Origin of the sequence: Tsuneonella sediminis, assembly GCF_051912845.1 — a bacterium.
Classification (GTDB): Bacteria; Pseudomonadota; Alphaproteobacteria; order Sphingomonadales; family Sphingomonadaceae; genus Tsuneonella; species Tsuneonella sediminis.
This window is the reverse complement of sequence record NZ_JBNCBU010000003.1, coordinates 168,852-191,794: the sequence shown is the minus strand read 5'-3', so window position 1 is coordinate 191,794 and position 22,943 is coordinate 168,852. Positions and strand designations below refer to the sequence as shown.

Below are 22,943 nucleotides of genomic sequence, written 5' to 3'. Positions count from 1 at the left end.
CGGGATTCGCATCCCGGCGACCGCACCGCCCTGCGCGAGGCCGGCGCGCCGGTCAATCTCCCAGCATCGACCGGGCGACATTTTTCGGCCTCTGGCCGCGATTTCCTTTTCGGACGCCCGTAGCTAGGGGCGAAAGTGATGAACACGACCGAAATCTACCTGATCGCGCTGGTCATTATCTTCGCCGTGCCATGGCTGGTCTGGCGGATATTCCGCACGGACTACTGGGCTCCGCTGGTCGTGGTCCAGATCGTCGGCGGAATTCTCCTTGGCCCGGGAGTGCTGGGGGCCGCGCTCCCGGATTACTACGCGTTCGTTTTCCGCCCCGAAGTGATCGGCGCGCTGAATGGTGTTGCCTGGTGGGCGGTCATGATGTTCGTGTGGATCGCAGGCGTCGAACTCGATCTTTCCCAGGCCTGGAAACACAAGCGGGAGACCGCGATCACCGCGGGCCTGGCGCTGGCGGTGCCCCTCGTTCTCGGCGCACTCGCTGCACTTTTCCTTCTTCGCTGGCGCGGGTGGGCGGGCGACGAGGGTCACGCATGGCAGGTCGTCCTTGGAATAGGCATGGCCTGTGCCGTGACCGCGCTGCCGATCCTGGTGCTGTTCATGGAAAAACTGGCGGTCCTGCGCGAGGAATTGGGACAACGCATCCTGCGCTACGCAAGCCTCGACGACATCGCCATCTGGGGCGTGCTTGCGCTGATCCTGCTCGACTGGGAACGGATCGGCCGCCAGGGCGCGTTCCTCGTCGGGTTCGCGATTGCGGCCTGGGGGATGCGCCGCCTCATGGTCCGCCTGCCGGAAGCGGACAGGTGGCCTGTGGGCCTGATCTGGCTCGCAGCGTGCGGCCTCGCCGGTGACTGGTCGGGCCTGCACTTCATGGTCGGCGCCTTCCTTGCCGGGGTCATCCTCGACGCGGAATGGTACGGGCACGAGGCAATGGACCGCTTTCGCGGCGTCGTCCTGCTGACCGTCATGCCCGTGTTCTTCCTTTCCACCGGCCTGCGCACCCAATGGGGCGGCGGAGGCGTGGCGGTCTTCGGCGCGGCTGCCCTGCTGCTGGCGGCGGCCGTCGGCGGCAAGCTGCTCGCCACCGCGATCGCCGGCCGCCTGCTCGGGTGGCAGCCCGGGGAATCCCGCCTGATCGGCTGGCTTCTCCAGACCATGGCGCTGATCATGATCATCTTCGCCAACGTCCTGCTCGACAAGGGAATCATCACCAGCACGGCCTTCACCGCGCTGTTGCTGATGGCCGTCGCGAGCACGATGCTGACGATCCCGATGGTGACCCCGATCCTGAAGCGGCTCGAAGGGATCGCGGGCCGTTCCGCCTGATCAGTCGAGGTTCGGCCTCAACCAGCGCTCGGCCTGCTCTACCGGCACGCCGCGGCGCCTGGCATAGTCCTCGACTTGGTCGCGCCCGATGCGCGCGACCCCAAAGTATTCGGCCTCCGGATGCCCGAAATAGAACCCGCTGACCGCCGCCGTGGGCAGCATGGCGTAGCTTTCGGTCAGCGTGATCCCTGTATGGGCCTCTGCATCGAGCAGGTTGAACAGCACAGGCTTCAGGCTGTGGTCGGGGCATGCCGGATAGCCGGGTGCGGGCCGGATGCCGCGGTATTCTTCCCGAATGAGCGCCTGATTGGTCAACTGCTCACCCGGCGCATAACCCCACAGCTCGGTCCGGACATGCTTATGCAGCGCTTCCGCGAACGCTTCGGCCAGCCGGTCCGCAAGCGCCTTCAGGAGAATGTCCGAATAGTCGTCCTTCGCCGCGAGGAAGGCCTTCGAATGAGGTTCGATGCCGTGGATGCCAACCGCGAAGCCGCCGATCCAGTCGCCGGCGGGATCGATGAAGTCGGCGAGGCACATGTTCGCGCGGTCGCGGCTTTTCTTCACCTGCTGGCGCAGGAAGGGAAGCAGGACGTGTCGCTCTTCCTCGACGAGGTGGACGGTCACGTCGTCGCCATCGCGTGCGCAGGGCCACAGGCCCGCAACGCCCTTGGCCGTCAGCCACTTATCGGAGACGATCCTGTCGAGCATCGCGTCGGCATCGGCCTTAAGGCTCCGCGCCGTTTCGCCGACTACCTCGTCGTCGAGGATCGCGGGGTAATTCCCGTGCAGTTCCCACGCGCGGAAGAACGGCGTCCAGTCGATATAACCGCGCAGGTCAGCAAGGTCCCAGTCGGGGAACGCATGGACGCCAGGCTGGCGCGGCACGCCCGGCTTGTCGGCGTAGCGCGGATCGTAGTAGTTCGCCCGCGCTTCCTCCAGCGTGAGCAGGACCGACTGCGCCTTGCCTTCGCGCGCTTCGCGCACCTTGACGTATTCGCGCGCGGTGTCGTCGACGAAGGCATCGCGCTGGGTGTCCGACAGCAGGCGGCTGGCAACGCCGACGGCGCGGCTCGCATCGAGCACGTGGACCACCGGTCCGTCATAGACCGGATCGATCTTGAGAGCCGTGTGCACCTTGCTCGTGGTTGCCCCGCCGATCAGCAGCGGCATCGTCATCCCTGCGCGCGCCATTTCCTCGGCGACGGTGACCATCTCGTCGAGCGAGGGGGTGATGAGGCCGGACAGACCGATCATGTCGGCCTCGTTGTCGATCGCGGTTTCGAGGATCTTCGCCCAGGGCACCATAACGCCGAGGTCGATCACCTCGTATCCGTTGCACTGGAGCACGACGCCGACGATGTTCTTGCCGATGTCGTGGACGTCGCCCTTGACGGTCGCCATCACGATCCGGCCCTTCGACTGGTCGGCAAGGCCGGAAGCTTCCTTTTCCGCTTCGATGAACGGAATAAGGTGCGCAACCGCCTTCTTCATCACGCGTGCTGATTTCACCACCTGGGGCAGGAACATCTTGCCCGATCCGAACAGGTCGCCGACCACGTTCATACCGTCCATGAGCGGGCCTTCGATCACCTCGATGGGGCGGTCTTTCCTAAGCCGGGCCTCTTCGGTGTCTTCGACCACGTAGGCATCGATGCCCTTGACCAGCGCGTGTTCGAGACGCCGCCCGACGGGCCAACCACGCCATTCCTCCGCTGCCTTTTCGTCGGCAGCTGATCGACCCTTGAAGCTTTCGGCGAGCGCGATGAGCCGTTCGGTGGCATCCGGACGGCGCATGAGGATCACGTCCTCGACCGCGTCGCGCAGGACGGGATCGATCGCGTCGTAGATGTCGAGCTGCCCCGCATTGACGATCGCCATGTCGAGCCCGGCGGGAATCGCGTGATAGAGGAAAACTGAGTGCATCGCGCGGCGCACGGTCTCGTTGCCGCGGAAGCTGAAGCTGAGGTTCGACAGCCCGCCTGAAAAGTGTGCGTGGGGGCACAGCTGCTTCAGCTCTGCCACCGCTTCGATGAAATCGAGCGCGTAGCGGTCGTGTTCCTCGATTCCCGTTGCCACCGCGAAAACGTTGGGGTCGAAGATGATATCTTCGGGCGGAAAGCCGATGCCGGTGAGCAGGTCGTATGCCCGCTTGCAGATCTCGACCTTACGCGCCTTCGTGTCGGCCTGCCCGGTCTCGTCGAACGCCATGACTACCGCGGCGGCGCCATAGTCCATGCACTTGCGTGCATGATCGAGAAACGCGTCCTCGCCTTCCTTCATGCTGATCGAATTGACGATCGGCTTGCCCGAAACGCACTTCAAACCCGCCTCGATCACGTCCCACTTCGAGCTGTCGATCATCACCGGCACGCGGGCGATGTCGGGTTCGGCGGCGATGAGCTTGAGGAAGGTGGTCATGGCGTGGACCGCATCGAGCAGCCCCTCGTCCATGTTGACGTCGATCACCTGCGCGCCGTTTTCGACCTGCTGGCGCGCGACCTCGACCGCGCGGCCATAATCGCCCGCCATGATGAGCTTCTTGAACGCCGCCGACCCGGTGACGTTGGTCCGCTCGCCGACATTGACGAAGCGCGAGGATGCAGCAGCGGTAGTCACAGGGATTTCCAGTAGGTCAGGCGGCAAGCGTAAAGGGTTCGAGGCCGGCGAGGCGGGTCACGACCGGCGGCGTCGGCAATGCGCGCGGAGCGACGCCCTTCACGCTGTCGGCGATCGCCGCGATGTGCGCGGGCGTCGAGCCGCAGCAGCCGCCGAGTACGTTGACCTGCCCCGCCGCCGCCCATTCGTGGACGAACCCGGCGGTCTGGTCGGGCCGCTCGTCGTAGGCGCCGAGCTCGTTGGGCAGGCCCGCATTGGGATAGACCATGATCGGGCAGTCGGCGATCTCCGCCAGCGTCTTCACGTGCGGGCGGAGCTGGGTCGCGCCGAACGAGCAGTTAAGCCCGATCGTCAGCGGCTTCGCATGCCGGACCGCGTGCCAGAACGCCTCGACCGTGTGGCCCGACAGGTTGCGGCCGGAGAGGTCGGTGAGCGTCATCGAAAGCATGACCGGAACCTCGCGGTCCAGTGCCCTTTCGACCTCCTTCACCGCCATGATGCCGGCCTTGGCATTGAGCGTGTCGAAGATCGTCTCGATGAGGATGAAATCCGCCCCGCCCTCGACCAGCGCGTCTGCCTGTTCGCGGTACACGTCGACAAGAGTGTCCCAGTCGATTTCGCGGTAACCCGGGTCCTCGACGTCGGGCGAAAGCGACAGCGTCTTGTTGGTGGGTCCTACCGCCCCCGCGACGAACCGCGGCCGGCCATCCCGCTCTTCGAACTCGTCGGCGAGGCGCCGCGCGAGCTTCGCGCTCTCGACGTTGATCTCGCGCACCAGGTTTTCCGCACCGTAATCGGCCTGGCTGATACGGTTGGCCGAAAAGGTGTTCGTCTCGGCGATGTCGGCCCCGGCCTCGAAGTAGGCGCGATGGATCGCTTCGGGCACTTCGGGCCTGGTCAGCGCGAGGATGTCGTTGTTGCCCTTCTGGTCGTGCCCAAGCCCGAGCGACCCGGCGTAATCCGCCTCGGCGAGCTTCCAGCTCTGGATCTCGGTCCCGAACGCGCCATCGGTTACGAGGATGCGCCTGGCGCACTCGGCAAGGAACTGCTCGCGCTTGGTCATGGCGTGTCTCCGGCAGGCCGGCGGCCGAGCAGGTGGCAGATCGCGTAGCTCAGTTCGGCCCGGTTGAGGGTGTAGAAATGGAATTTGCGCACGTCGCCGGCGTAGAGGCGGCGGCACAGCTCGGCCGCGACCGTCGCCGAAACGAGCTGGCGCGCGGCCGGACGGTCGTCGAGGCCGTCGAACAGCGTCTCCATCCAGTGCGGGATGGCGGTGCCGCACAGCCCGCTCATCCGCTGAACCGACGCGAAGCTCATCACCGGCATGATGCCCGGAACGATCTCGGCATCGATTCCGGCGGCGGCTGCCTTGTCCCGGAAGCGGAAGAAGCACTCGGGCTCGAAGAAGAACTGGGTGATTGCGCGGGTCGCCCCGGCATCGATCTTGCGCTTCAGGTTATCGAGGTCCGCGACTTCGTCCGCACTGTCGGGGTGTTTCTCGGGATAGGCGCCGACCGAAATCTCGAACGGAGCGATCCGCTTGAGGCCGGCAACCAGGTCGGCTGCGTTTTCGTACCCTTCAGGGTGCGGGGCATATGCGGCGCCCGGATCCGCCGTATCGCCGCGCAACGCGACGATATGGCGCACGCCGATGTCCCAGTATTCCCGGGCGATCGCATCGATCTCGTCGCGCGTGGCGTCGACGCAAGTGAGGTGCGCGGCGGCGGGAATGCCGGTCTCGCGGATGATCCGTTCGACCGCGGCATGAGTCCGCTCGCGGGTCGATCCGCCGGCACCGTAAGTCACCGACACGAAATCGGGGCGCAAGGGAGCAAGCGTCTCCACGCTCGACCACAGCGTTTCGGCCATTTTCTCGGTTTTCGGCGGAAAGAATTCAAAGCTCACGCCGATGTCGCCGGGCAGCGAGGCATAGAGCGGCGCGCCGCGCGCGATCTCGGCGTTCATCGCGTGGCCACCCGCCGCCCGGATTCGGCGGCTTCACGCCCGCCGCCAATGCGCGGAACTGCGGGGGTGGTTCGCTTTGCGGTCCAGACCTTCACGGCCAGTTCTCCCCCTTCCACAGTGGCGATCGATCCGCATGCGAAGCCGTGCCGGGCCAGCATCGCCTGCATCTGCTTGTCGGCAAACCCCAACCGGGCATGCGCATGGGTGCGGCGCAATTCCTCGCGGTCGTGCGCAGCCAGATCTGCGATCGCGATCCGACCGCCCTCGCGGCAGACGCGGGCCGCCTCGGCCAGCGCATAATCCGGCTGCTGCGCGTAGTGGAGCACCTGGTGGAAAATGACGGTGTCGAAGCGGTTCGATTCGAACGGCAGCGCGGCGAAATCGCCCTGCACCAGCTCGATGCGCCCGGTCGGAAGGTTCTGGAGCCGCGCGCGGGCAAGCCGCAGCATCTCGGGACTCTTGTCAACGCCGGTCACTGCGGCGGCGTCCGGTTCGAGCAACTCCGCGATCCGTCCGGTGCCAGTGCCGATGTCGAGGACTTCGCCCAACTCCTCGCCATCGAGCGCCGCGACGAGCGCCGCCTCGACCGCTTCGGCGGGCGCGAGCAGTGCGCGCAGGCGATCCCACTCGCTGGCATGGCGGGCAAAGAACTCGGCGGCGTTCTGCTCGCGCGCACCGCGGATAGCGGCAAGATGACGGCGGTCCTCCTCGCACGTGCGGGCGAACGCGTCGTCTTCGTCTTCGGCGGCGGAGAGCAGGCGGGCCACCGCCGTCGCCGTTGCTTGGCCTGCAGCCTGCGACTGGCGCAGGAACACCCAGCTCCCCTCGCGCCGCCGCTCGGCGAGGCCCGCGTCGGCAAGGATTGCGACATGACGCGAGACGCGCGGCTGGCTCTGCCCCAGCACGTGCGCGAGTTCCCCCACGGCGAGCTCCATGGTCCCGATCAGCCGCATGATCCGCAGCCGGGTCGGGTCGCCTAAAGCGCGCATGACCGTTTCGATCGCCATGCGGATATAAAGGTATCTTTATATGTGAAAGTCAAGCAGGGATGTCTATCGCCGACACAATTCCTCAGGGATTGCCTGGGCGAGATGCCTTATTGCCTTTCTCCTGCGCGGCTGTTTCGCTCCGCGCTATCCTGTAAGCGCCCTGAGGTCGGTTCGGAGGAGGCCGGCGCCATAGGCTCGCCTGTCCGCACCCCGTTATTTTCGATGTCGGTGATGAGGTACTTCATCTCGGCGATCTCGCGGCGCTGCGCGATGATGATGTCCTTGGCCAGTTCGCGGACGCGGGGGTCGCGGATGTGGGCCCGTTCGCTGGTCATGATCGCGATCGAGTGGTGGGGGATCATCGCCCGCATGTACTCGGTATCGGTCACGGTCGACTGGCTGCGCACCAGCCACAGCGCCAACGCGAAGACGACCGCCGCGGTGCCGAGAATAACGGCGTTCTTGGTCGTACTCTTGTACATGCCCCACATGAAAAGGAGCATGACGACCATCATTGCCGCGCCCATCACGAACGCCATCCAGAAGCGCGTCTCGCTCCAGAATACGTGGTCGATCGAATAGGTGTTCAGGTACATGAGGACGAACATCACCACCGTCGAGGTGCCGATCATCGCCATGAATTTCACGTAAGGCCCGTCGCCTGCGGGAGTGGTCCTTTGGCCGTTCCGATGGCTCCTTGCCACTGCATTTTCTCCCCTTGTTCAGAGAAGATAACGGCTCATGCGCACGTGGTTTCCGATGCGGCAAATCCGCATCCGGGTGGACGGCCGCCTCAGCCCAGGAGATCTGCGATGTCGAGAACGGGCAGGCCGTGCTCCGCGATCAGACCTGCAATGTCGTCTATCCGCGCCATTTCCCCGTCGTCGCGCATAATCGAGCAGATCACCGCGGCATCGCCCGCCCCCGCCCGGCGGCAGGCCTCGATCGAGGCCTCGGTCGCCGCGCGACGCTCGCGCACGCCGCCTTCGCGCGCGATGAGGGGGAACACGTGCCCGGGCGAGATCAGGTCGCTGGCGGTGGCGTCGTCCGCCGCCGCAACCCGGATGGTGTGCGCCCGGTCGGCAGCGGAAATGCCGGTGCTGACGCCGCTCGCCGCCTCGATCGAGCGGCCGTGCGGACGCCCCGACTGGTTCTCGCGACCCGGGTTGATCAGTTCGATGCCGAGGCGGATGGCGCGAGCCGGGGTTATCGCGAGACAGACGAGTCCGCGCCCGTGGAGAGCCATGAAGTTGATCGCCTCGGCGGTCGCACCCCGCGCGGGACAGCAGAAATCGATGTCTCCCCCGCGATGCTCGTCACCGGTGATGACGATCATCCGTCCGGCCGCCAGCGCCCCGAGCGCCTTTTCCAGGTTCGACGCCATCCTACTGCCCCAGCCGCGAAAGCGCGCGCGCGCCGCGAACGGTCTGGCTGCCGACCATCTGCAGCTGCATCCGGGCGCGATCCTCGAGGCATTCCCCGTCGGGCGAGAACAGGCCCTGATAGACGCGCACGGTCGCGCCCATGGGGGTTGGCCATCCTCGCAGCGCGTGGACCACCGAGCGGAGCGTCTGGAGCGTGCTCATGCTCGCCTGGTCGCCATAGGCGGTCGCTATCAGCCCGATCGCGCGGCCGTCCAGATAAGGCCGCTCGTCCTTTGCCAGATCCTCGAGGTAGTCGAGGGCGTTCTTGACCAAACCGGATATCGACCCGTGATAACCGGGGGCGGAGACGATGACCCCGTCCGCCTGGCGTACCGCCTCGACGAACTCGGCCCCGTCCTCGATCCCGTATCCTTCCCCCCGATAGTGTGGCAACGCGCGCAGGTATTCGCTGCCGAATACCGTGACGTCGGCTCCCGCATCGGCAGCGGTCGAGGCCGCCAGGCGAAGCGCCTGCTCGGTCGAGTTGCCGGGATTCACCGTGCCCCCGACGGCAACGATCTTGATGGTCACCCGGAAAACTCCTGTTGCACGAATTCGTCGAGCGCTCGCACCTGCGCGGGCGTAAACCGTAGCCCGAGCTTGCTCCGCCGCCAAAGCACATCTTCGGCGTCGCGGGCCCATTCCCGGGTAACGAGATGGCGGACCTCGCGCTCGGTCAGGCCGTGGCCGAAGGTCCGCCCGCAGTCGTCGAGGCTTGCAGTCCCGTCGAAGATCGCAAAGGCGTCTGTGCCATAGGCCCGCACGAGCCGGAGCGACGCCTCGGAGAGGAACGGGAAACGCCGCGAGAAGTCGGCTGCAAGCTCATCCGTGGCGCCGACCGCAAAATCACCTCCCGGCAGCGGGACATCCGCCGTCCAGCCCTCGCCCTGAACCTCCACAAGACGCGCGCCGAGCAGCTCGAGAGCATCCTCGGCGAGATGTCGGTACGTCGTGATTTTGCCACCGTAGACCGTCAGCAGCGGTGCGCCTTCCTCCGGTTCGGACAGGTCGAGCTGGTAGCCGCGCGTCGCCGCTTCGGGCCGCCCGGATCCGTCGTCGATCAGCGGCCGCACTCCCGAATAAGTCCAGACCACGTCCTGCGGGGTCACTTCCCGGCGGAAGAACCGGCTCGCCCCGTCACACAGGTAGGCGATTTCCTCTGCGCTCGCTTTCACCGGTCCGCCGTCGTGGTCGACGTCGGTGGTCCCGATCAGCGTGAAATCGTCCTCGTATGGTATGGCGAAGAAGATCCGGCCATCCGGCAACTGGAAAAAATAGGCGAACGGGTGGTCAAACAGCTTGCCGACCACGATGTGCGAACCGCGTACGAGCCGCATCGCCCGGTCGGGCCGCAGGTCGCCTGCCTCGAGCACGTCGAGCACCGCGGGCCCCGCCGCGTTGACGACGGCGCGCGCCGAAAAGGTCTCGCCGCCCGCCTCGATACGCCATTGATCGCCCTCGCGCGCCAGCCGGGTGGCCGGGCAGCGGGTGCGAACATCGGTCCCGCGGTTGGCAGCATCGCGGGCGTTGAGAACGACGAGACGGGCATCGTCGACCCAGCAGTCGGAATAGACGAACGCCTTGCGAAACTCCTGCTTCAGCGGCGCGCCAGCCGGATGCGACGTCAGGTCGATGCTGTCGGTGCCTGCCAGCCGCTTGCGCCCGCCGATATGGTCGTAGAGGAACAGCCCCGCCCGGACGAGCCAGCGCGGACGCAGGCCCGGAACGTGGGGCAGCACAAAGCGCATCGGCCAGGCGATGTGGGGCGCGATGGCGAGCAGCCGCTCGCGCTCCGAGAGGCTCTCGCGCACGAGCGAGAACTCGTAATGCTCGAGATAGCGCAGCCCCCCGTGGATCAACTTGGTCGATTTCGACGAGGTGCCGCTGGCAAGGTCGTCGGCCTCGAGCAGCAGGACTTTCGCCCCCCGCCCAGCGGCATCGCGCGCGATCCCGCACCCGTTCACACCGCCGCCGATCACCGCGATGTCGTAAAGAAGGGCCGCGCCGGTCATTTTTCAGTCGAACTTCAGGGGGCCGTGCTCGATTTGCGGCAGGACGTAGCGGGCGAACATGTCGCATTCGTTCACGTGGGGATAACCCGAGAGGATGAACGCCTCGATGCCCTCCGCCTGATAGGCGCGCAGCTTCGCCAGCACCTGGTCGGGCGTGCCGACGATGGCGGCACCGCATCCCGAACGCGCGCGGCCGATGCCGGTCCACAGGTTGTCCTCGACGAAGCCGTCGCCGCCGGCTGCGCTGCGCAGCTCGGCCTGCCGCTGGACGCCGTAGTTCTTGGCGTCGAGCGATTTCTCCCGGATTGCCTTGCCGGCTTCCTCGTCGAGCTTCGACAGCAGCCGGTCGGCATACTGGCGCGCCTCTTCCTCGGTCTCGCGCACGATCACGTGGACCCGGTAGCCGAACTTGAGGGTGCGGCCGTGCTTGGCCGCCCGCTCGCTAAGGTCGGCGATGTTCTCGCGGACCTTGTCCATCGTGTCGGGCCACATGAGGTAGACGTCGCATGCCTCGGCCGCGCATTCGCGCGCCTCGTGGCTCAGACCACCAAAATAGAACGGCGGGCACTTCCCGCTGATCGTCGTGATCCGCGGCGGATCGAGCTTGAGCTGGTAGTGCTCCCCCTGATGATCGATGCTTTCACCGTTGAGCAGCGCGCGTACGATCTTCATCACCTCGGTCGCCCGGCGATAGCGCGGGCCGCCCGGCATTGCCTGTCCCGGCATATCGGACGAGATGATGTTGACGTTGAGCCGGCCGGCGGTCCCATCGGCGTTGGGGCCAAGGATGCGGTCGAGGGTCGCGATCCGGCGTGCGAGCTGCGGGGGCCAGTCCTCGCCAATGCGTGTCGCCCACAGCAGCTTCATCCGCCGCAGCAACGGCGCCATCGCTGCGGCGAAAACGGTCGTGTCGAGGCCCAGCTGGTATCCAGACGGCAGCAGGATGTTGTCGAATCCGCCTTCCTCCGCACGCAGCACGATGTTGCGGCAATGCTCCCAGCTCGACTGGAGCTGCGGATCGGGCACGCCTAGAAACTCGTAGTCGTCGTCGCAGAGCGCGGAAAACCACGCGATCTCGCATTGTCGTGTCATGGCAGCCTCTCTCCTCGTGCGGCGACGAGCACCGCGTACCAGTCCTGCCGGGTCCAGCGCATCGAGAGCGCCTGCATCGCCTCGGCGATCCGCCCGGCGCTTTGCGAGCCGACGATGGGAATGATTCCGGCAGGGTGCGCCATCAGCCAGCCATAGGCCGCGACGCTGCGGCTTACCCCCTGTTCTGCTGCGACCCGATCGAGTTCGGCGGCGACGGACCTGTCTCGCTCGCCTTCCGGCGCGAGCAGGCGCCCGCCGCCCAACGGCGACCACGCCAGCGGCAGCAGGTTCATCCGCATCGCCTGGTCGAGTTCGCCGTTCTCGAAGCAGTCGATCCGCAAGGGACTGATCTCGGGCTGTGTGGTCGCGAGCGGCCGACCCAGAAACGCCGCCAAGGCCTCGACCTGCGGCATCGTGAAGTTGGATACGCCGAGCTCGCGGATCTTGCCCGCTGCAACCGCATCGTCGAGCGCGCGCGCGACCTCCTGGGGATGGGTCAGGATGTCCGGCCGGTGGACCTGCCACAGGTCGATCGTGTCGATCCTCAATCGCCGCAACGAAGCTTCGATCGCTTCGCACAGATACCCGGCCGACTGATCGTACGGCAGAGGGGGACGAATGCCGCCCTTCGTCGCGAGCACCATCCGGTCGCGAAGCGCGGGCTCCGACGCCAGAACCTCACCCAGCAATGCCTCGGCATCACCGAAGCCGCCCGCCCCGTCGAAGCCGTAGATGTCCGCGGTATCGAGCAGGGTTATGCCCGCGTCGAGCGCCGCGTGGACGAGCGCGGCGGCGTCCGCGACCGAGCGCCCGCCATCGGCGAATCGCCACATCCCCCATGCAACGGGCGATACGGGGATCGCGCTGGCGCCGAGCGGGCGGGTCGCAGGCGGGGCGGGCAAAAGGCTCATTCGGTTCTCCTGGCAGGCGGTGCGACCGAGGCGCGCTCGACCAATCGGTGGGGCAGGCGGCGATGGACTGTCTCGCCCCCCGCGATGAGAATTTCGGCGGCGGTCCGTGCCAGTTCGGCCATCGGCTGGTGGATCGTCGTCAGCGGCGGCCAGACGGTGCGCGCCAGCGTGGTGTCGTCGAACCCCGCAACGGAAAGCTGCCCGGGCACATCGATCCCTCGCGAATGGGCCTCCGCAAGAACGCCCGCCGCCATGTCGTCGTTCGCGGCGAATATCGCGGTCGGCGGCTCTGCGCCGCCGAGCAGCGCGGCAGCCGCCCGCACGCCGCTTTCAAAATCGAATTCTCCGTCCATCACCAACGCCGGTTCGAACGGAATACCGGCGCGGTCGAGCGCCTTGCGATAGCCATAGAGCCGCTCCTCGCTCGCCATGTGGCTCGGGTGCCCCTTCACGAAGCCGATCCGGCGGTGGCCCCGGTTGACGAGATGGGTGGTCATGTCGTCGCCGGCCTGGGCGTCGTCCATGAAGACCGAGCTTGTCAGCGCATGATTGGTCCCCGGAGAAATCCGGACGAACGGAATGTCGAGCGCATCGAGCATGCGCAGGACGGGCTCGCAATCGGTTACCGGGGACGACAGGATGATGCCGTCGACGTGGGTTTCGGAAACGAGCCCGCGGACCTGCTCGCCCACGTCCGGATCGTCGACATCGACCGGCTGCGCGAGAAGGCGGATACCCTTCTCGTGACACACTTCCCAGCACCCCTTCTGGATCTGGAACATGTAGTAGGGGCTGTGATTGTCGTAGATCAGCGCGACCTGGTTCGATTTCGCGCCCGACAGGATGCGGGCCGCCACGCTGGGCCGGAAATCGAGTGCTCGCATTGCCTCCTCGACCCGCTCGCGCATGGCCTCGCTGACGTAGGGGTGGCCGTTGAGGACGCGGCTGACAGTCTTCACCGCGACCCCGGCGCGCGCGGCGACATCGCGGATGTTGGCGCGCTCGCTCATCGCGGCGCCTCCTGGCCGATCGCCGCGAACAAGGCGGCGTGGCTGCCGTCTGGACGATAGAACACCGGCGGCTGGCCGATCGGCGCGGCAACGGTGTGGATGCCGGGGGCGAAATCCCGCCCCGTCCACAGGTCCCGCCAGGCCGATCTGCCGGGAAGAACAACCTGGCGCTCCCTCGCGCCGTCCTCGATCACCGGTGCCACCATGAGCTCGGCTCCGTAGAGATACTGGTCCTGCACGGCAAACAGCGATGGGTCCCCGGGATACTCGAGAAACAGCGGCCGCTGAAGGGGAAGTCCAAAGGCCGCCGCCTCGGCACACAGCGAGCGCACGTAGGGGGCAAGCGCAGCGTGCACCCGGCTCCAGTAGGCGAAACAGGCAAGCAGTTCGTCCGAGCTGTCGTATTGCAGGTTGTCGTCGGGACGATTGCCCTCGTGGCTGCGCATGACAGGAGCGAACGCGGCGAGCTCGCACCACCGCTGCATCAGTTCGACGGTGCGCACGTTGCCCAGCAGCGATGTGTACCCGCCGCAATCGGAATGGCTGTAGGCATTGCCGACCAGCCCCGCCGATAGCGCGGCCGTGACGACGGTGCCGATACCATCGTGACGGGTGAAGTCGACCGACTGGTCGCCCGCCCACAGCAGCGGACACCAGGACTGCACGCCCGAAAAGCCTGCCCGCATGAAGAACACCGCCTCGCCGGTCTTGCCGCGACTGGCGAGCGCCGCGGCGTTCACCTCGGCCCAGAGGACGGGCCAACGGTTGTGCGCCTCCATGGGATCGCTGCCGTCGGCAAGCCGGACATCGGTGGGCAGGTATTCGCCGAAGTCGGCCATCCAGCCCATGACCCCCCGATCGAGCATTTCGCGCCCGAGAATACGCTCGGCAAACCAGTCGCGGGTCTCCGCGCGGGTAAAGTCGACCACGCCGCAATCGAACTCGCCGAAATCTACGAGGTACACCTCGTCGCTATCCGGTTTCAGGCAGAAGTGCCGTCCTTCGGCGCCCTCGGCGAACAGCTCGGCATCGACCGCCAGGTAAGGATTGACATAGGCAAGGAAACGGATGCCCCGGGCATCCAGCTCGGCGATCCGCTTCTCCAGCTGCGGAAAGCGCGCCTCGCTGCGCGCACCCACTTGCCAGTCCCAGAACAGGCGGCGCCCGAAGCTCGTCTCGCGGATTCCCGCCCAGTCCTCGCACCACAGTCCCGAGATCGCAGCACCCGCCTTCTCGAACCGTTCGAGCCGTTCGAAACTGGTGACCCCCGACTTCAGGCCCACGATCGCGCCGCCGATCGCCCAGTCGGGCAACTGCGGCTGGCGGCCAAACCGGTCCGAGAGGCGCGTCACGAGCGACCTGGGGCCGTCGGCGGCAAACACTTCGAAGCGCGCCGAACTCGACCACACCTCGACCAGGTGCGCGGCCGGGTCAGTGAAGTCGAGGACGCTGAAACAGCTCGCGTCGAGATGGATCGCGATCCACCGGCTCGTGAGAAAGGTCGGCTGGGGATAGTTGGTGGTCCAGTAGTCTCCGCCCGCCATCCCATCGGCGTCCATCGCGCGGGTCAGCTCGGTCGACTTGTCGCGCCCCACTCCGGGCTCGCTCGTCCACATCGGAAAGCGCCGACCGCCCAGCGCGAGATAGCTCATCTGCTCACCGCCGCCCCAGACCGCCTCTCCGGACTCGGCGTGAAAGCGCACGTACAAGCGATCGAAGGCGGGATCGTCGGCGGTCAGCGTCAGAACGGCGCCGTCCCAGCGCAGCGAAGCGCCGTCGAAGTCGATGCCGTCATCGACCTTGCGCCACCCGGCAAGGGTCCGCTGAGCGGACGGTTGATCCTCTATGCGGAAGTTCCCACGGACCATTGCGATGTCGGGTGCGCCCCTGGCCATGGCCACCGCAGGACAGGCGTCGCTATGGCGCAAGATGGTTCGACCGCCGAATCGCAGCTCGAATCCTTCGCCCTCGCGCCTAAATTCCACAAAATCCGCCAATCTCTCCCCCGGGTTCAGCCGGTCCGCCGCATCGCGCCGGCTCGTCGTCCGGCCAATGTGTGACACCGCTTGACATATCGGGACAATGCGCGCAATTCAAGCGCAACGAAAAGACGCTTTGGAAGGGAGAGTTTCATGATCCGTGCCGGGAACCGTGTCCGCGCGCTCGCGCTGTCGGGCAGCGTTGTTGCGTTCGCAGTTGCTTCGCCCGCGCTCGCGCAGGATGCCGCCGCACCCGCCGACGACGGCGGCATCCAGGAGATCATCGTTACCGCCAACAAGGTCGCGGAAAACGTCCAGGACGTGCCGATTGCGATCACCGCGCTGACCGGCGACCGGCTCGAGCAGACCGGCACGACCAGCCTCGAGGGTCTGACCCAGCTCGTTCCCTCGGTCACTTTCCGCAAGGGCACGACCAGCGCCAACAGCGCAATCGTCATGCGCGGCGTCGGCACCATAACGTTTTCCATCGCCGCCGAGCCGAGCGTTTCGACCGTGGTCGATGGCGTCGTGCTCAGCCGTTCGGGCCAGGCTTTCATGGACCTCGTCGACGCAGAGCGGATCGAAGTCCTGCGCGGCCCCCAAGGGACCCTGTTCGGCAAGAACGCAAGCGCCGGCCTCGTCAACATCGTCTCGAAGGGCGGCACAGACAGCCTCGAGGCCGAGGCGCGCGCCGAGTATTACGAGGGCGACGAGTACCGTTTGCGCGGTTCGCTCTCCGGCCCGCTCGGCACAGACCTGTCCGCCCGCGTGACCGGCTTCTACGGCAACTACGACGGCAACATCACAAATGTCTTCGGCGGCCGGGAAAACAAGGTCAACGGCTACGAGCACTACGGCGCGCGCGGCATCATCGACTACGACGGTGCAATTGCGAACCTGCGGTTCATCGCCGACTACTTCCGCGCCGATGACGACTGCTGCGCGGATATCACGACCGTCAGCCGCGGCGCGGTGCTCGATGCCGAGCTCGGCCTCCCGGGCGGCGTCGCCCAGGGTCTCGACCAGCGCTTCGTCAACCACAACCTGGTCACGCAGACCAAGGACACCCAGTGGAGCCTGACGCTGTCGGGCGACCTCGATCTGACCGACACCCACACGCTCAGCGTGGTGGGCGGCTATCGCAACTGGAAGAACACCGAGATCCGCGAAGGCGACTTCCTCCCCCGCGCAATCGTCGGCACGGCCGAACTTCACGACACGGGGCTGGTCACCACCCAGCAGCTCTCGGTCGAGGCGCGGGTAGCCTCGGACCCGGCGCTGCCGTTCTTCTACCAGGTCGGCGCGTTCGCCTGGCATTCGGACAACACGCAGACCTTCACCCGGCGCGACATCACCTGTTCGAACACGACGCTACCCACCGCTCCGAGCGGTGCGCGTCCCTGCAACGTGGCCGACACCGTCAACACGTTGTTCCCCACGGCAACGTCGAACAGCGACGTCGGGTCGTCCAACTTCGCCGTGTTCGGACAGGCGACCTGGCGCCTCAGCGACCTGATCGCGTTCACGGGCGGCCTGCGCTACACCTGGGATGAACTGACCTACGTTCACACCCGCGCGCCAGGCGTCAATGCGGCCACGGGGCTGCCTGCAACCGGCCCCGGCGTGTCCGGCAATCCGGCCGGAGGGACGATCGCGGCGGGAGGCAACGGCACCAATACCTCGACCGGTAACAGCGACAACGGCAACCTGTCGGGCAAGGCCGTCGTGCAGGTTACCCCGAGCGACGATGTCATGCTCTATGGCAGCTATACTCGCGGCTACAAGGGACCCGCGTTCAACGTCTTCTTCAATCACACCCGTCCGATCAACGCCGTTCCGATCGACGAGGAAACCTCCAACGCGTTCGAGGTGGGTGCCAAGACCCAGTTCCTCGACAACCGGGTCCAGTTCAACGTCGCGGCCTTCACGGTGGAATACGACGGGTTCCAGGCGAACAACTTCATCACCCTGAACGGTGCGGTTGTGACCAACCTGACCAACGCGGGCACCGTCAAGTCGCAGGGGTTCGAGGCCGATCTGCTGGCGGTCCCGGTCGACGGGCTGACGCTGCGGGCGAGCGCGGCCTACGCCGACGCCTTCGTCAAGCGGTTCAACCCGAACCCGGCCACGAACGCGCCGGATGCGCGCAACGGCACACAGCTGCCGCTGGCGCCCAAGTTCGTCTACACGCTGGGCGGCAGCTACGAGGCCGATCTGGGCGTGGCGCGGCTTTACCTCGACACCGATTTCCGCCACGTGAGCAAGCAGTTCTCCGATCTCGGCGAACAGGGTCCGATCGATCCCTACGGCATCTGGAATGCCTCGATCGGGTTTTCCGATGCGGATGACCGGTTCCGGTTGACGTTCCACGCGCGCAACATAACCGACCAGAGCTACGCGCTGCTCAACGTCAGCAACGGCCAGCGGCTGCAGATCCCGCGCGATGCGGACCGCTATTTCGGGGTGAGCCTGCGCGCGCGCCTCAGGTAAGGAGAAAGCCCGACGGGTCGGGTAAGCGAACGGCCGCGGAGGAGGACCTCTGCGGCCGTTCCCGTGTCTAGAACAGGCGCGAGCCGAGGGGCACGTCGCGGTCGGGCGCGAACAGGATCACCTCACCCTCGGCGTCGGCAAAGCCCACGGTGAGCACCTCGGACATGACGTGGCCGATCTGCCGCGGGGGGAAGTTGACGACCGCCGCCACGAGCCGGCCGGGCAAATCGTCGAGGGAGTAGCGGGCGCAGATCTGGGCCGAAGACTTGCGCAGCCCCACCCCCGGCCCGAAGTCGATCGACAGGATGTAGGCAGGCTTGCGCGCCTGCGGAAACGGATCGGCCGATACGATCCGGCCGACGCGGATATCGACGCGTAGAAAATCGTCGAAGCCTATCTCGTCGGCCGGAGGCGCGCTGGCGTCGTGAAAGAGGTGCATTCGCGCTTGTAACGCACGCCGCAGTTCGAACGAAGGACGATCTATGCCTCTTCGTCCTCGGCGACGATCCGGGGCACGAGGACATGGATCCATGCCAGCGCGGCGAGGTAGGCGACCGCCGCCGCCCAGAACAGCGGTGCGTACCCGACGCCCGAGGTCAGCAGCACGCCGGTCACTTCCTGGATGCCGAAGCCCGCGACGTTGCCGGCGATCGCGCCGATCGCCATCACCGTCGCCACTCGGCGCGCCGGAATCGCATCCGCCGCAAAGCCGAAGATGTTGGTCGCAAAGCCCTGGTGCGCGAACAGGCCCAGCCCGATGATCGCCGCTGCCGTCCACGCGCTGTCGACCGACAGCGCCAGCGGGATCGGCAGCACGGCCAGCCCGAACAGCAGCATCCCGCTCTTGCGCGCGGCGTTCACCGATCGCCCCTTGCCGAGCAGCACGCCGAACAGCCGTCCCGCCGTCAGCGCACCCGCCGCGGCCATGGTGAAGGCCAGCGCCGTTGGCCCGACAAGTTCGGACTGCGACAGGTTGAACACCTTGTTGAACAGATCGGGCAGCCAGAACGTGAAGAACCACCAGAACATGTCGGTGATCGCCTTGGCGCCCGCGATCGCCCAGGTCTTGCGGTCGGACAGCGCCTCGCCATAAGACGAACGAACGGGTGTTCCTTCCGCCACAGCCGCGCGCGGCAATGGGCGCAGGCGGCGCGTGCCGTAGATCCAGCCCGCCAGCCAGACGAAGCCGAGAGCGCCCGTGACGATGAAGGCCGCCTTCCAGCCAAACGCCACCGCGAACGGCACCACTGTCAGCGGGGCGAGGATATTGCCGATGTTGGGCGCCGTGTTGACGATACCCAGGGCCATCGCCCGCTGACGGATCGGCAGATATTCGGCCGCGGCCTTGACCGCGGCAGGCGTGTTGACCGCTTCGAAAGCGACGAGCGTCACCCGCGCGGTAACGAATTGCGAAACGGTCGACGCGACCGCGTGGGCCATTCCGGCCACCGACCAGCAGACGACCGCGGCCCCGTAGGCCAGCTTGACCCCGAACCGGTCGATGATCCAGCCGACGAACAGCAAAGCGGCCGCCGCGGCCAGCTGGCTTGCCGACGCAAAGTGCGCGAACTCGGCATCGCCCCACCCATACTCGGCGGAGATTGTCGGCTTGAGCAATGCCAGCACCTGGCGGTCGACGTAATTGATGATGGTGCCGAAGAAGAGCAGCGCGATGAGCCAGTTACGGGTTCGAGCAAGCGCGCGGTCGGACGCCTCGCGATCGGCGTTCCGGACCGGATCGACAATCGCGCCCGTGCTGTCAGTCATCCGCCCTTCTCCCTGACCCCGCCATTGCCGGCGCGTCGCTCTTGCACGATAGCCGTCTCTCCGCCTAAGGAAAGCACTATATGACACCGTCGGACAATTCTGGCTATCGGGGTTCGACCGGGAAGGACGAACTGCCCTATGCGGGCGACCTCTTCGGCGAGATCTATCTCGCCGAAACGGCACCGGTCGTCGCAGTCGAAGCGCCGCGATGGGCCGCGATCACGCGCTTTCTGCCGGGTTTCGCCATCGTCGGGGTCGCGGCCGGGACATCGGCCTGGCTTGCCGAGCACTACGGATTTCCGATCATTCTGCTTGGCCTTCTGATCGGATTGGCGCTCAACTTCGTCGCGCGCGAGCAGTCGACGCACGCCGGTCTCGACTTCGCAAGCAGGACCTGCCTGCGGTGGGGGATCGTCGCACTCGGCCTCCAGGTCACCTTCGCACAGGTGATGGACATCGGACCCTGGCCGTTTGCGGCACTCGTCGCGATCATGGGGCTTGCCTTCGCCGCCGGGGTGGGAGGCGCGGCGATATCGGGCCAGTCGCGCTACGCCGGGATCCTCGCCGGCGGAGCGACCGCGATCTGCGGGGCAAGCGCGGCGCTGGCGCTTTACGGGATCATCGGTCGCGACCGATTGAGCCAGGCGCAATTCGCGCTCACCCTCGTAGGGGTCAGCCTCGCCAGTGCGCTCGCGATGTCGCTCTACCCCGCGATCGCGGGCGAGATCGGTCTTACCGACAGCCAGGCGGGCTTCCTGATCGGCGCATCGATCCACGATGTAGCCCAGGCCATCGGCGGAGGGTTCACCTATTCGGACGCGGCCGGAGCCGAAGCCACGATCATCAAGCTCTCGCGAGTCGCAATGCTGGGACCCGTAATGATCCTCGTTGCGCTGTGGATCGGCAATTCGTCGAGCGAGGCCCATCGGCCCGTGTGGCGGCGCATCGCGGTGCCCTGGTTCATCGCCGGCTTCGTGCTGCTCGTGGCGGTCAACAGCACCGGGGTGGTTCCCGCGTCCGTCCAGGGAGCGATGATGATCGCCTCGAAGACCCTGCTGCTCCTGGCGGTGATCGCCACCGCCATGCGATCGGACATGGCCCGGATCATGCAGCTTGGCTGGCGTGCGGCGACTCCGGTCGCGTGCGCGACGCTGGCGAGCTTTCTTGCCGCTTGCGGCGCGCTGTATTTCGGGGTGACGTCCTAGCGGCAGAACATCTTGAAGCGCCCCTGTCTTGGGGCCTGTAGGCGCCTGACCAGGCCCTCGGTTCGGGGCGACTTGCCGGAACCCTATCCCGGTACGGCACATTCTAGAGAAGAATGGCCCGGGGGAGTCCTGCCGCTATGCGAGAATGGTTGCCGTACTGCGGAGAGGCACCCCACCCGCAGGGATGGCTGGGCCACTGGAACCTCGCACCCGAATTGCTGTTTGTCATCGCCGGTTCGCTCTGTGCGGTCTTCCTCTTGCGGGGCGGGCTTCGCCGGCGACCAGCATTCGCCGCCGTGGCCATCTTCGCATTCGTTTTCGTCAGTCCGTTCTGCGCGCTGGGATCTGCCCTGTTCACGGTCCGGGTGATCCACGATGTCGTTCTCGTGTCGGTGCTCGCCCCGCTGCTGGTGGCGGCTGTCCGGCTCGAACGGCGGAGGATTGCCGGCAGCCTCCCGCTGTGGACGGCGGTCCATGCGCTGGTGTTCTGGCTGTGGCACGCGCCACCGCTTTACGAGACGGCGATGAGCAGCGATGCCGCGTTCTGGGCAATGCAGGCAAGCCTCGCGGGCACGGCCGCGATCTGGTGGGCGAAAGTCGTGCGCGCGTCCGCGCCCGCGGCGGTGCTCGCCCTGCTCGCCACGATGGTCGCCATGGGTACGCTTGGCGCCTTGCTGACGTTCGCGCCGCGCGCGTTCTACGCGCCGCACTGGCTGACCGTGCAGCGGTGGGGGTTCACCCCGCTTGAGGATCAGCAGGTTGCGGGCATCGTGATGTGGGCGCCGGCGAGCCTCGTCTATTTGCTGATCGCCCTCGTCGTCGTCTATCGGGCGACAGGGCGGCGGGCCCCGGCATGAAACTGCACGATCATGTACGCGCATGGGCGATCAGCTACACGCGTGAAGGCAAGTACTCGCCTGTCGGCGTGTGGTTTCACTGGGTCATGGCCGCACTGGTGCTGTTCCAGCTGGTTTCGGGGTGGAGCATGTCGCGCGCCCCCGTCGGCGGAGACAAGCTTGCCGCCTATGCGCTCCACAGCGAAATCGGCCTGACCATCCTTCTCCTGGCGATCCTGCGGTTCGCCTGGCGACTGTTCGTCCCGGATCCGATCAACGATGCGGATGCTCCCGGATGGCAATCGTCCGCAGCCCATGCCACCCATGTCCTCTTCTACGGCCTTTTCGCCCTGCTCCCGTTGAGCGGCTGGGCGATGTGGTCCGCGATCCAGCCGGTTCAGCCGCTTCGCATCGCCGGTGTTGTCCCGCTGCCTCCGGTTCCTTTCCACACCATGTCACCCGCATGGCAGTTCCACGTGCTGGACTGGGCCGAAAGCGTCCACCTCTGGGGCATCGTGGGGCTTACCCTGCTGGTGCCCCTTCACGTCGGCGCTGCGCTCAAGCACCATTTCTGGGATCGCGACGACGTGGTTACCGGCATTCTCCCCGAGATCCGGGACGACGAGACGGCTCCGGACCATGCGCGATATAATCCGCAAGCGGGCTGATCTCGTCTTCCCGCAGCTTGCTCGCCGCGGCGTGCATCACGCCGAGCGCATCTCCATACCGCTTCCCTTCCCGCCAATCGCGCAACTGGCGGGCGAGATAGGGCGCCGGTTGTCCCGCGAGCGGGGGATTGCCAGGCCCGTCGCCAGCCCCGTCTTCGCCATGACACGACGCACAAGCCCTGAGTCCGCGTTCGGGCACGCCCCGATGATACAGATCGCTCACCAAGGGCGATATGCACGGCCGGGGCGAGCCATCGGCATCCGGATCGGCGGGCGTGGGCATCGCGGAATAGTGGGCGGCCACCGCAAGGCGTTCCTGCGGATCGAGTCTGCCGGCCAGCCAGCTCATTTGCGGGTGCCTGCGCTGACCATCGGCGAAGAAACCGAGCTGGCGAACAAGGTATCCCTGGTCGAGGCCTGCGATACGCGGCACAAGCCTGCGGTCGCCTCCGCCGTCGAGGCCGTGGCAGGTATGGCAGGCAGCGGCAGCGCCCGCATCGCCGCCGGACAACGCGAGCAGTTCGCCTGTGTCGTCGAAGGGATCGGCCACCGCTGCCGGGCCGCAGGCCGGGATAAGCACGACGAACGCGATCGCCCCGAAGCTTGCGAATGGCCGAAAAGACATCGCCACTGGGAACGGT

General features: G+C 66.5%; 20 protein-coding genes. 5 read left to right on the top strand and 15 right to left on the bottom strand.

Features of this window, described 5'->3' with window-relative positions:
- Nucleotides 1-138 precede the first annotated feature (138 nt).
- Entirely contained in the window at nucleotides 139-1,338 is a 1,200-nt protein-coding gene (locus tag ACPV3N_RS12820; RefSeq protein ID WP_440118371.1) for a cation:proton antiporter, read from the top strand.
- Here the strand turns inward: ACPV3N_RS12820 and metH are convergent, their stop codons facing one another.
- The 12 genes from metH to ACPV3N_RS12760 all read right to left on the bottom strand — a co-directional run bounded on the left by metH (nucleotide 1,339) and on the right by ACPV3N_RS12760 (nucleotide 15,342).
- Nucleotides 1,339-3,954 carry a methionine synthase gene (gene metH / locus ACPV3N_RS12815; protein ID WP_440118369.1) on the bottom strand — a complete coding sequence of 872 codons (2,616 nt, stop codon included), beginning with the start codon at nucleotides 3,952-3,954 and terminating at the stop codon, nucleotides 1,339-1,341.
- 16 nt (nucleotides 3,955-3,970) lie between these two features.
- The gene (locus ACPV3N_RS12810) at nucleotides 3,971-5,017 is read right to left on the bottom strand and encodes a homocysteine S-methyltransferase family protein (protein ID WP_440118367.1); all 1,047 of its coding nucleotides are present in this window, start codon (nucleotides 5,015-5,017) and stop codon (nucleotides 3,971-3,973) included.
- The gene (metF, locus tag ACPV3N_RS12805; protein ID WP_440118365.1) at nucleotides 5,014-5,919 is read right to left on the bottom strand and encodes a methylenetetrahydrofolate reductase [NAD(P)H]; all 906 of its coding nucleotides are present in this window, start codon (nucleotides 5,917-5,919) and stop codon (nucleotides 5,014-5,016) included. The genes ACPV3N_RS12810 and metF overlap by 4 nt, the downstream gene beginning before the upstream one ends.
- Nucleotides 5,916-6,926 (bottom strand): ArsR/SmtB family transcription factor, encoded by a 1,011-nt coding sequence (locus ACPV3N_RS12800; RefSeq protein ID WP_440118363.1) that lies wholly within the window; start codon nucleotides 6,924-6,926, stop codon nucleotides 5,916-5,918. Before ACPV3N_RS12800 ends, metF begins: the two co-directional genes overlap by 4 nt.
- Before the next feature lie 89 nt (nucleotides 6,927-7,015).
- Nucleotides 7,016-7,540 carry a DUF305 domain-containing protein gene (locus ACPV3N_RS12795; RefSeq protein ID WP_440118429.1) on the bottom strand — a complete coding sequence of 175 codons (525 nt, stop codon included), beginning with the start codon at nucleotides 7,538-7,540 and terminating at the stop codon, nucleotides 7,016-7,018.
- 161 nt (nucleotides 7,541-7,701) lie between these two features.
- Nucleotides 7,702-8,292: a 3,4-dihydroxy-2-butanone-4-phosphate synthase gene (locus ACPV3N_RS12790; RefSeq protein WP_440118361.1), complete on the bottom strand. Its 591-nt coding sequence runs from the start codon at nucleotides 8,290-8,292 to the stop codon at nucleotides 7,702-7,704.
- A 1-nt stretch (nucleotide 8,293) separates the two neighbouring features.
- Nucleotides 8,294-8,863 (bottom strand): NADPH-dependent FMN reductase, encoded by a 570-nt coding sequence (locus ACPV3N_RS12785; protein WP_440118359.1) that lies wholly within the window; start codon nucleotides 8,861-8,863, stop codon nucleotides 8,294-8,296.
- Complete coding sequence (locus ACPV3N_RS12780; RefSeq protein WP_440118357.1) at nucleotides 8,860-10,344, bottom strand: glycerol-3-phosphate dehydrogenase; 1,485 nt, start codon at nucleotides 10,342-10,344, stop codon at nucleotides 8,860-8,862. The genes ACPV3N_RS12785 and ACPV3N_RS12780 overlap by 4 nt, the downstream gene beginning before the upstream one ends.
- Before the next feature lie 3 nt (nucleotides 10,345-10,347).
- On the bottom strand, nucleotides 10,348-11,436 hold the full coding sequence (locus ACPV3N_RS12775; RefSeq protein WP_440118355.1) for an LLM class flavin-dependent oxidoreductase: 1,089 nt from the start codon (nucleotides 11,434-11,436) through the stop codon (nucleotides 10,348-10,350).
- Nucleotides 11,433-12,347, bottom strand: coding sequence for an aldo/keto reductase (locus ACPV3N_RS12770; protein ID WP_440118353.1), 915 nt, complete (start codon nucleotides 12,345-12,347; stop codon nucleotides 11,433-11,435). Before ACPV3N_RS12770 ends, ACPV3N_RS12775 begins: the two co-directional genes overlap by 4 nt.
- Entirely contained in the window at nucleotides 12,344-13,357 is a 1,014-nt protein-coding gene (locus tag ACPV3N_RS12765) for a LacI family DNA-binding transcriptional regulator (RefSeq protein WP_440118351.1), read from the bottom strand. Before ACPV3N_RS12765 ends, ACPV3N_RS12770 begins: the two co-directional genes overlap by 4 nt.
- On the bottom strand, nucleotides 13,354-15,342 hold the full coding sequence (locus ACPV3N_RS12760; protein WP_503473853.1) for an alpha-glucosidase: 1,989 nt from the start codon (nucleotides 15,340-15,342) through the stop codon (nucleotides 13,354-13,356). Before ACPV3N_RS12760 ends, ACPV3N_RS12765 begins: the two co-directional genes overlap by 4 nt.
- Nucleotides 15,343-15,489: 147 nt before the next feature.
- On the opposite strand from ACPV3N_RS12760, the gene ACPV3N_RS12755 reads away from it, so the two are divergent.
- On the top strand, nucleotides 15,490-17,826 hold the full coding sequence (locus tag ACPV3N_RS12755) for a TonB-dependent receptor (protein ID WP_440118347.1): 2,337 nt from the start codon (nucleotides 15,490-15,492) through the stop codon (nucleotides 17,824-17,826).
- Between the two features lie 67 nt (nucleotides 17,827-17,893).
- Here ACPV3N_RS12755 and ACPV3N_RS12750 read toward each other — a convergent pair whose 3' ends face one another.
- Together ACPV3N_RS12750 and ACPV3N_RS12745 are read right to left on the bottom strand one after the other, a co-directional pair.
- Nucleotides 17,894-18,265, bottom strand: coding sequence for a tRNA-binding protein (locus ACPV3N_RS12750; RefSeq protein ID WP_440118345.1), 372 nt, complete (start codon nucleotides 18,263-18,265; stop codon nucleotides 17,894-17,896).
- A 41-nt stretch (nucleotides 18,266-18,306) separates the two neighbouring features.
- Nucleotides 18,307-19,593, bottom strand: a complete 1,287-nt coding sequence (locus ACPV3N_RS12745) for an MFS transporter (protein ID WP_440118343.1) — start codon at nucleotides 19,591-19,593, stop codon at nucleotides 18,307-18,309.
- Between the two features lie 80 nt (nucleotides 19,594-19,673).
- Between ACPV3N_RS12745 and ACPV3N_RS12740 the strand changes: the two genes are divergently transcribed.
- The 3 genes from ACPV3N_RS12740 to ACPV3N_RS12730 all read left to right on the top strand — a co-directional run bounded on the left by ACPV3N_RS12740 (nucleotide 19,674) and on the right by ACPV3N_RS12730 (nucleotide 22,302).
- Nucleotides 19,674-20,798 (top strand): YeiH family protein, encoded by a 1,125-nt coding sequence (locus ACPV3N_RS12740; RefSeq protein WP_440118341.1) that lies wholly within the window; start codon nucleotides 19,674-19,676, stop codon nucleotides 20,796-20,798.
- Nucleotides 20,799-20,935: 137 nt separating this feature from the next.
- Entirely contained in the window at nucleotides 20,936-21,655 is a 720-nt protein-coding gene (locus tag ACPV3N_RS12735) for a cytochrome c oxidase assembly protein (RefSeq protein ID WP_440118339.1), read from the top strand.
- Complete coding sequence (locus ACPV3N_RS12730) at nucleotides 21,652-22,302, top strand: cytochrome b (protein WP_440118337.1); 651 nt, start codon at nucleotides 21,652-21,654, stop codon at nucleotides 22,300-22,302. The genes ACPV3N_RS12735 and ACPV3N_RS12730 overlap by 4 nt, the downstream gene beginning before the upstream one ends.
- Here ACPV3N_RS12730 and ACPV3N_RS12725 read toward each other — a convergent pair.
- Complete coding sequence (locus ACPV3N_RS12725) at nucleotides 22,226-22,927, bottom strand: c-type cytochrome (protein ID WP_440118427.1); 702 nt, start codon at nucleotides 22,925-22,927, stop codon at nucleotides 22,226-22,228. The genes ACPV3N_RS12730 and ACPV3N_RS12725 overlap by 77 nt on opposite strands.
- Nucleotides 22,928-22,943: the final 16 nt, after the last annotated feature.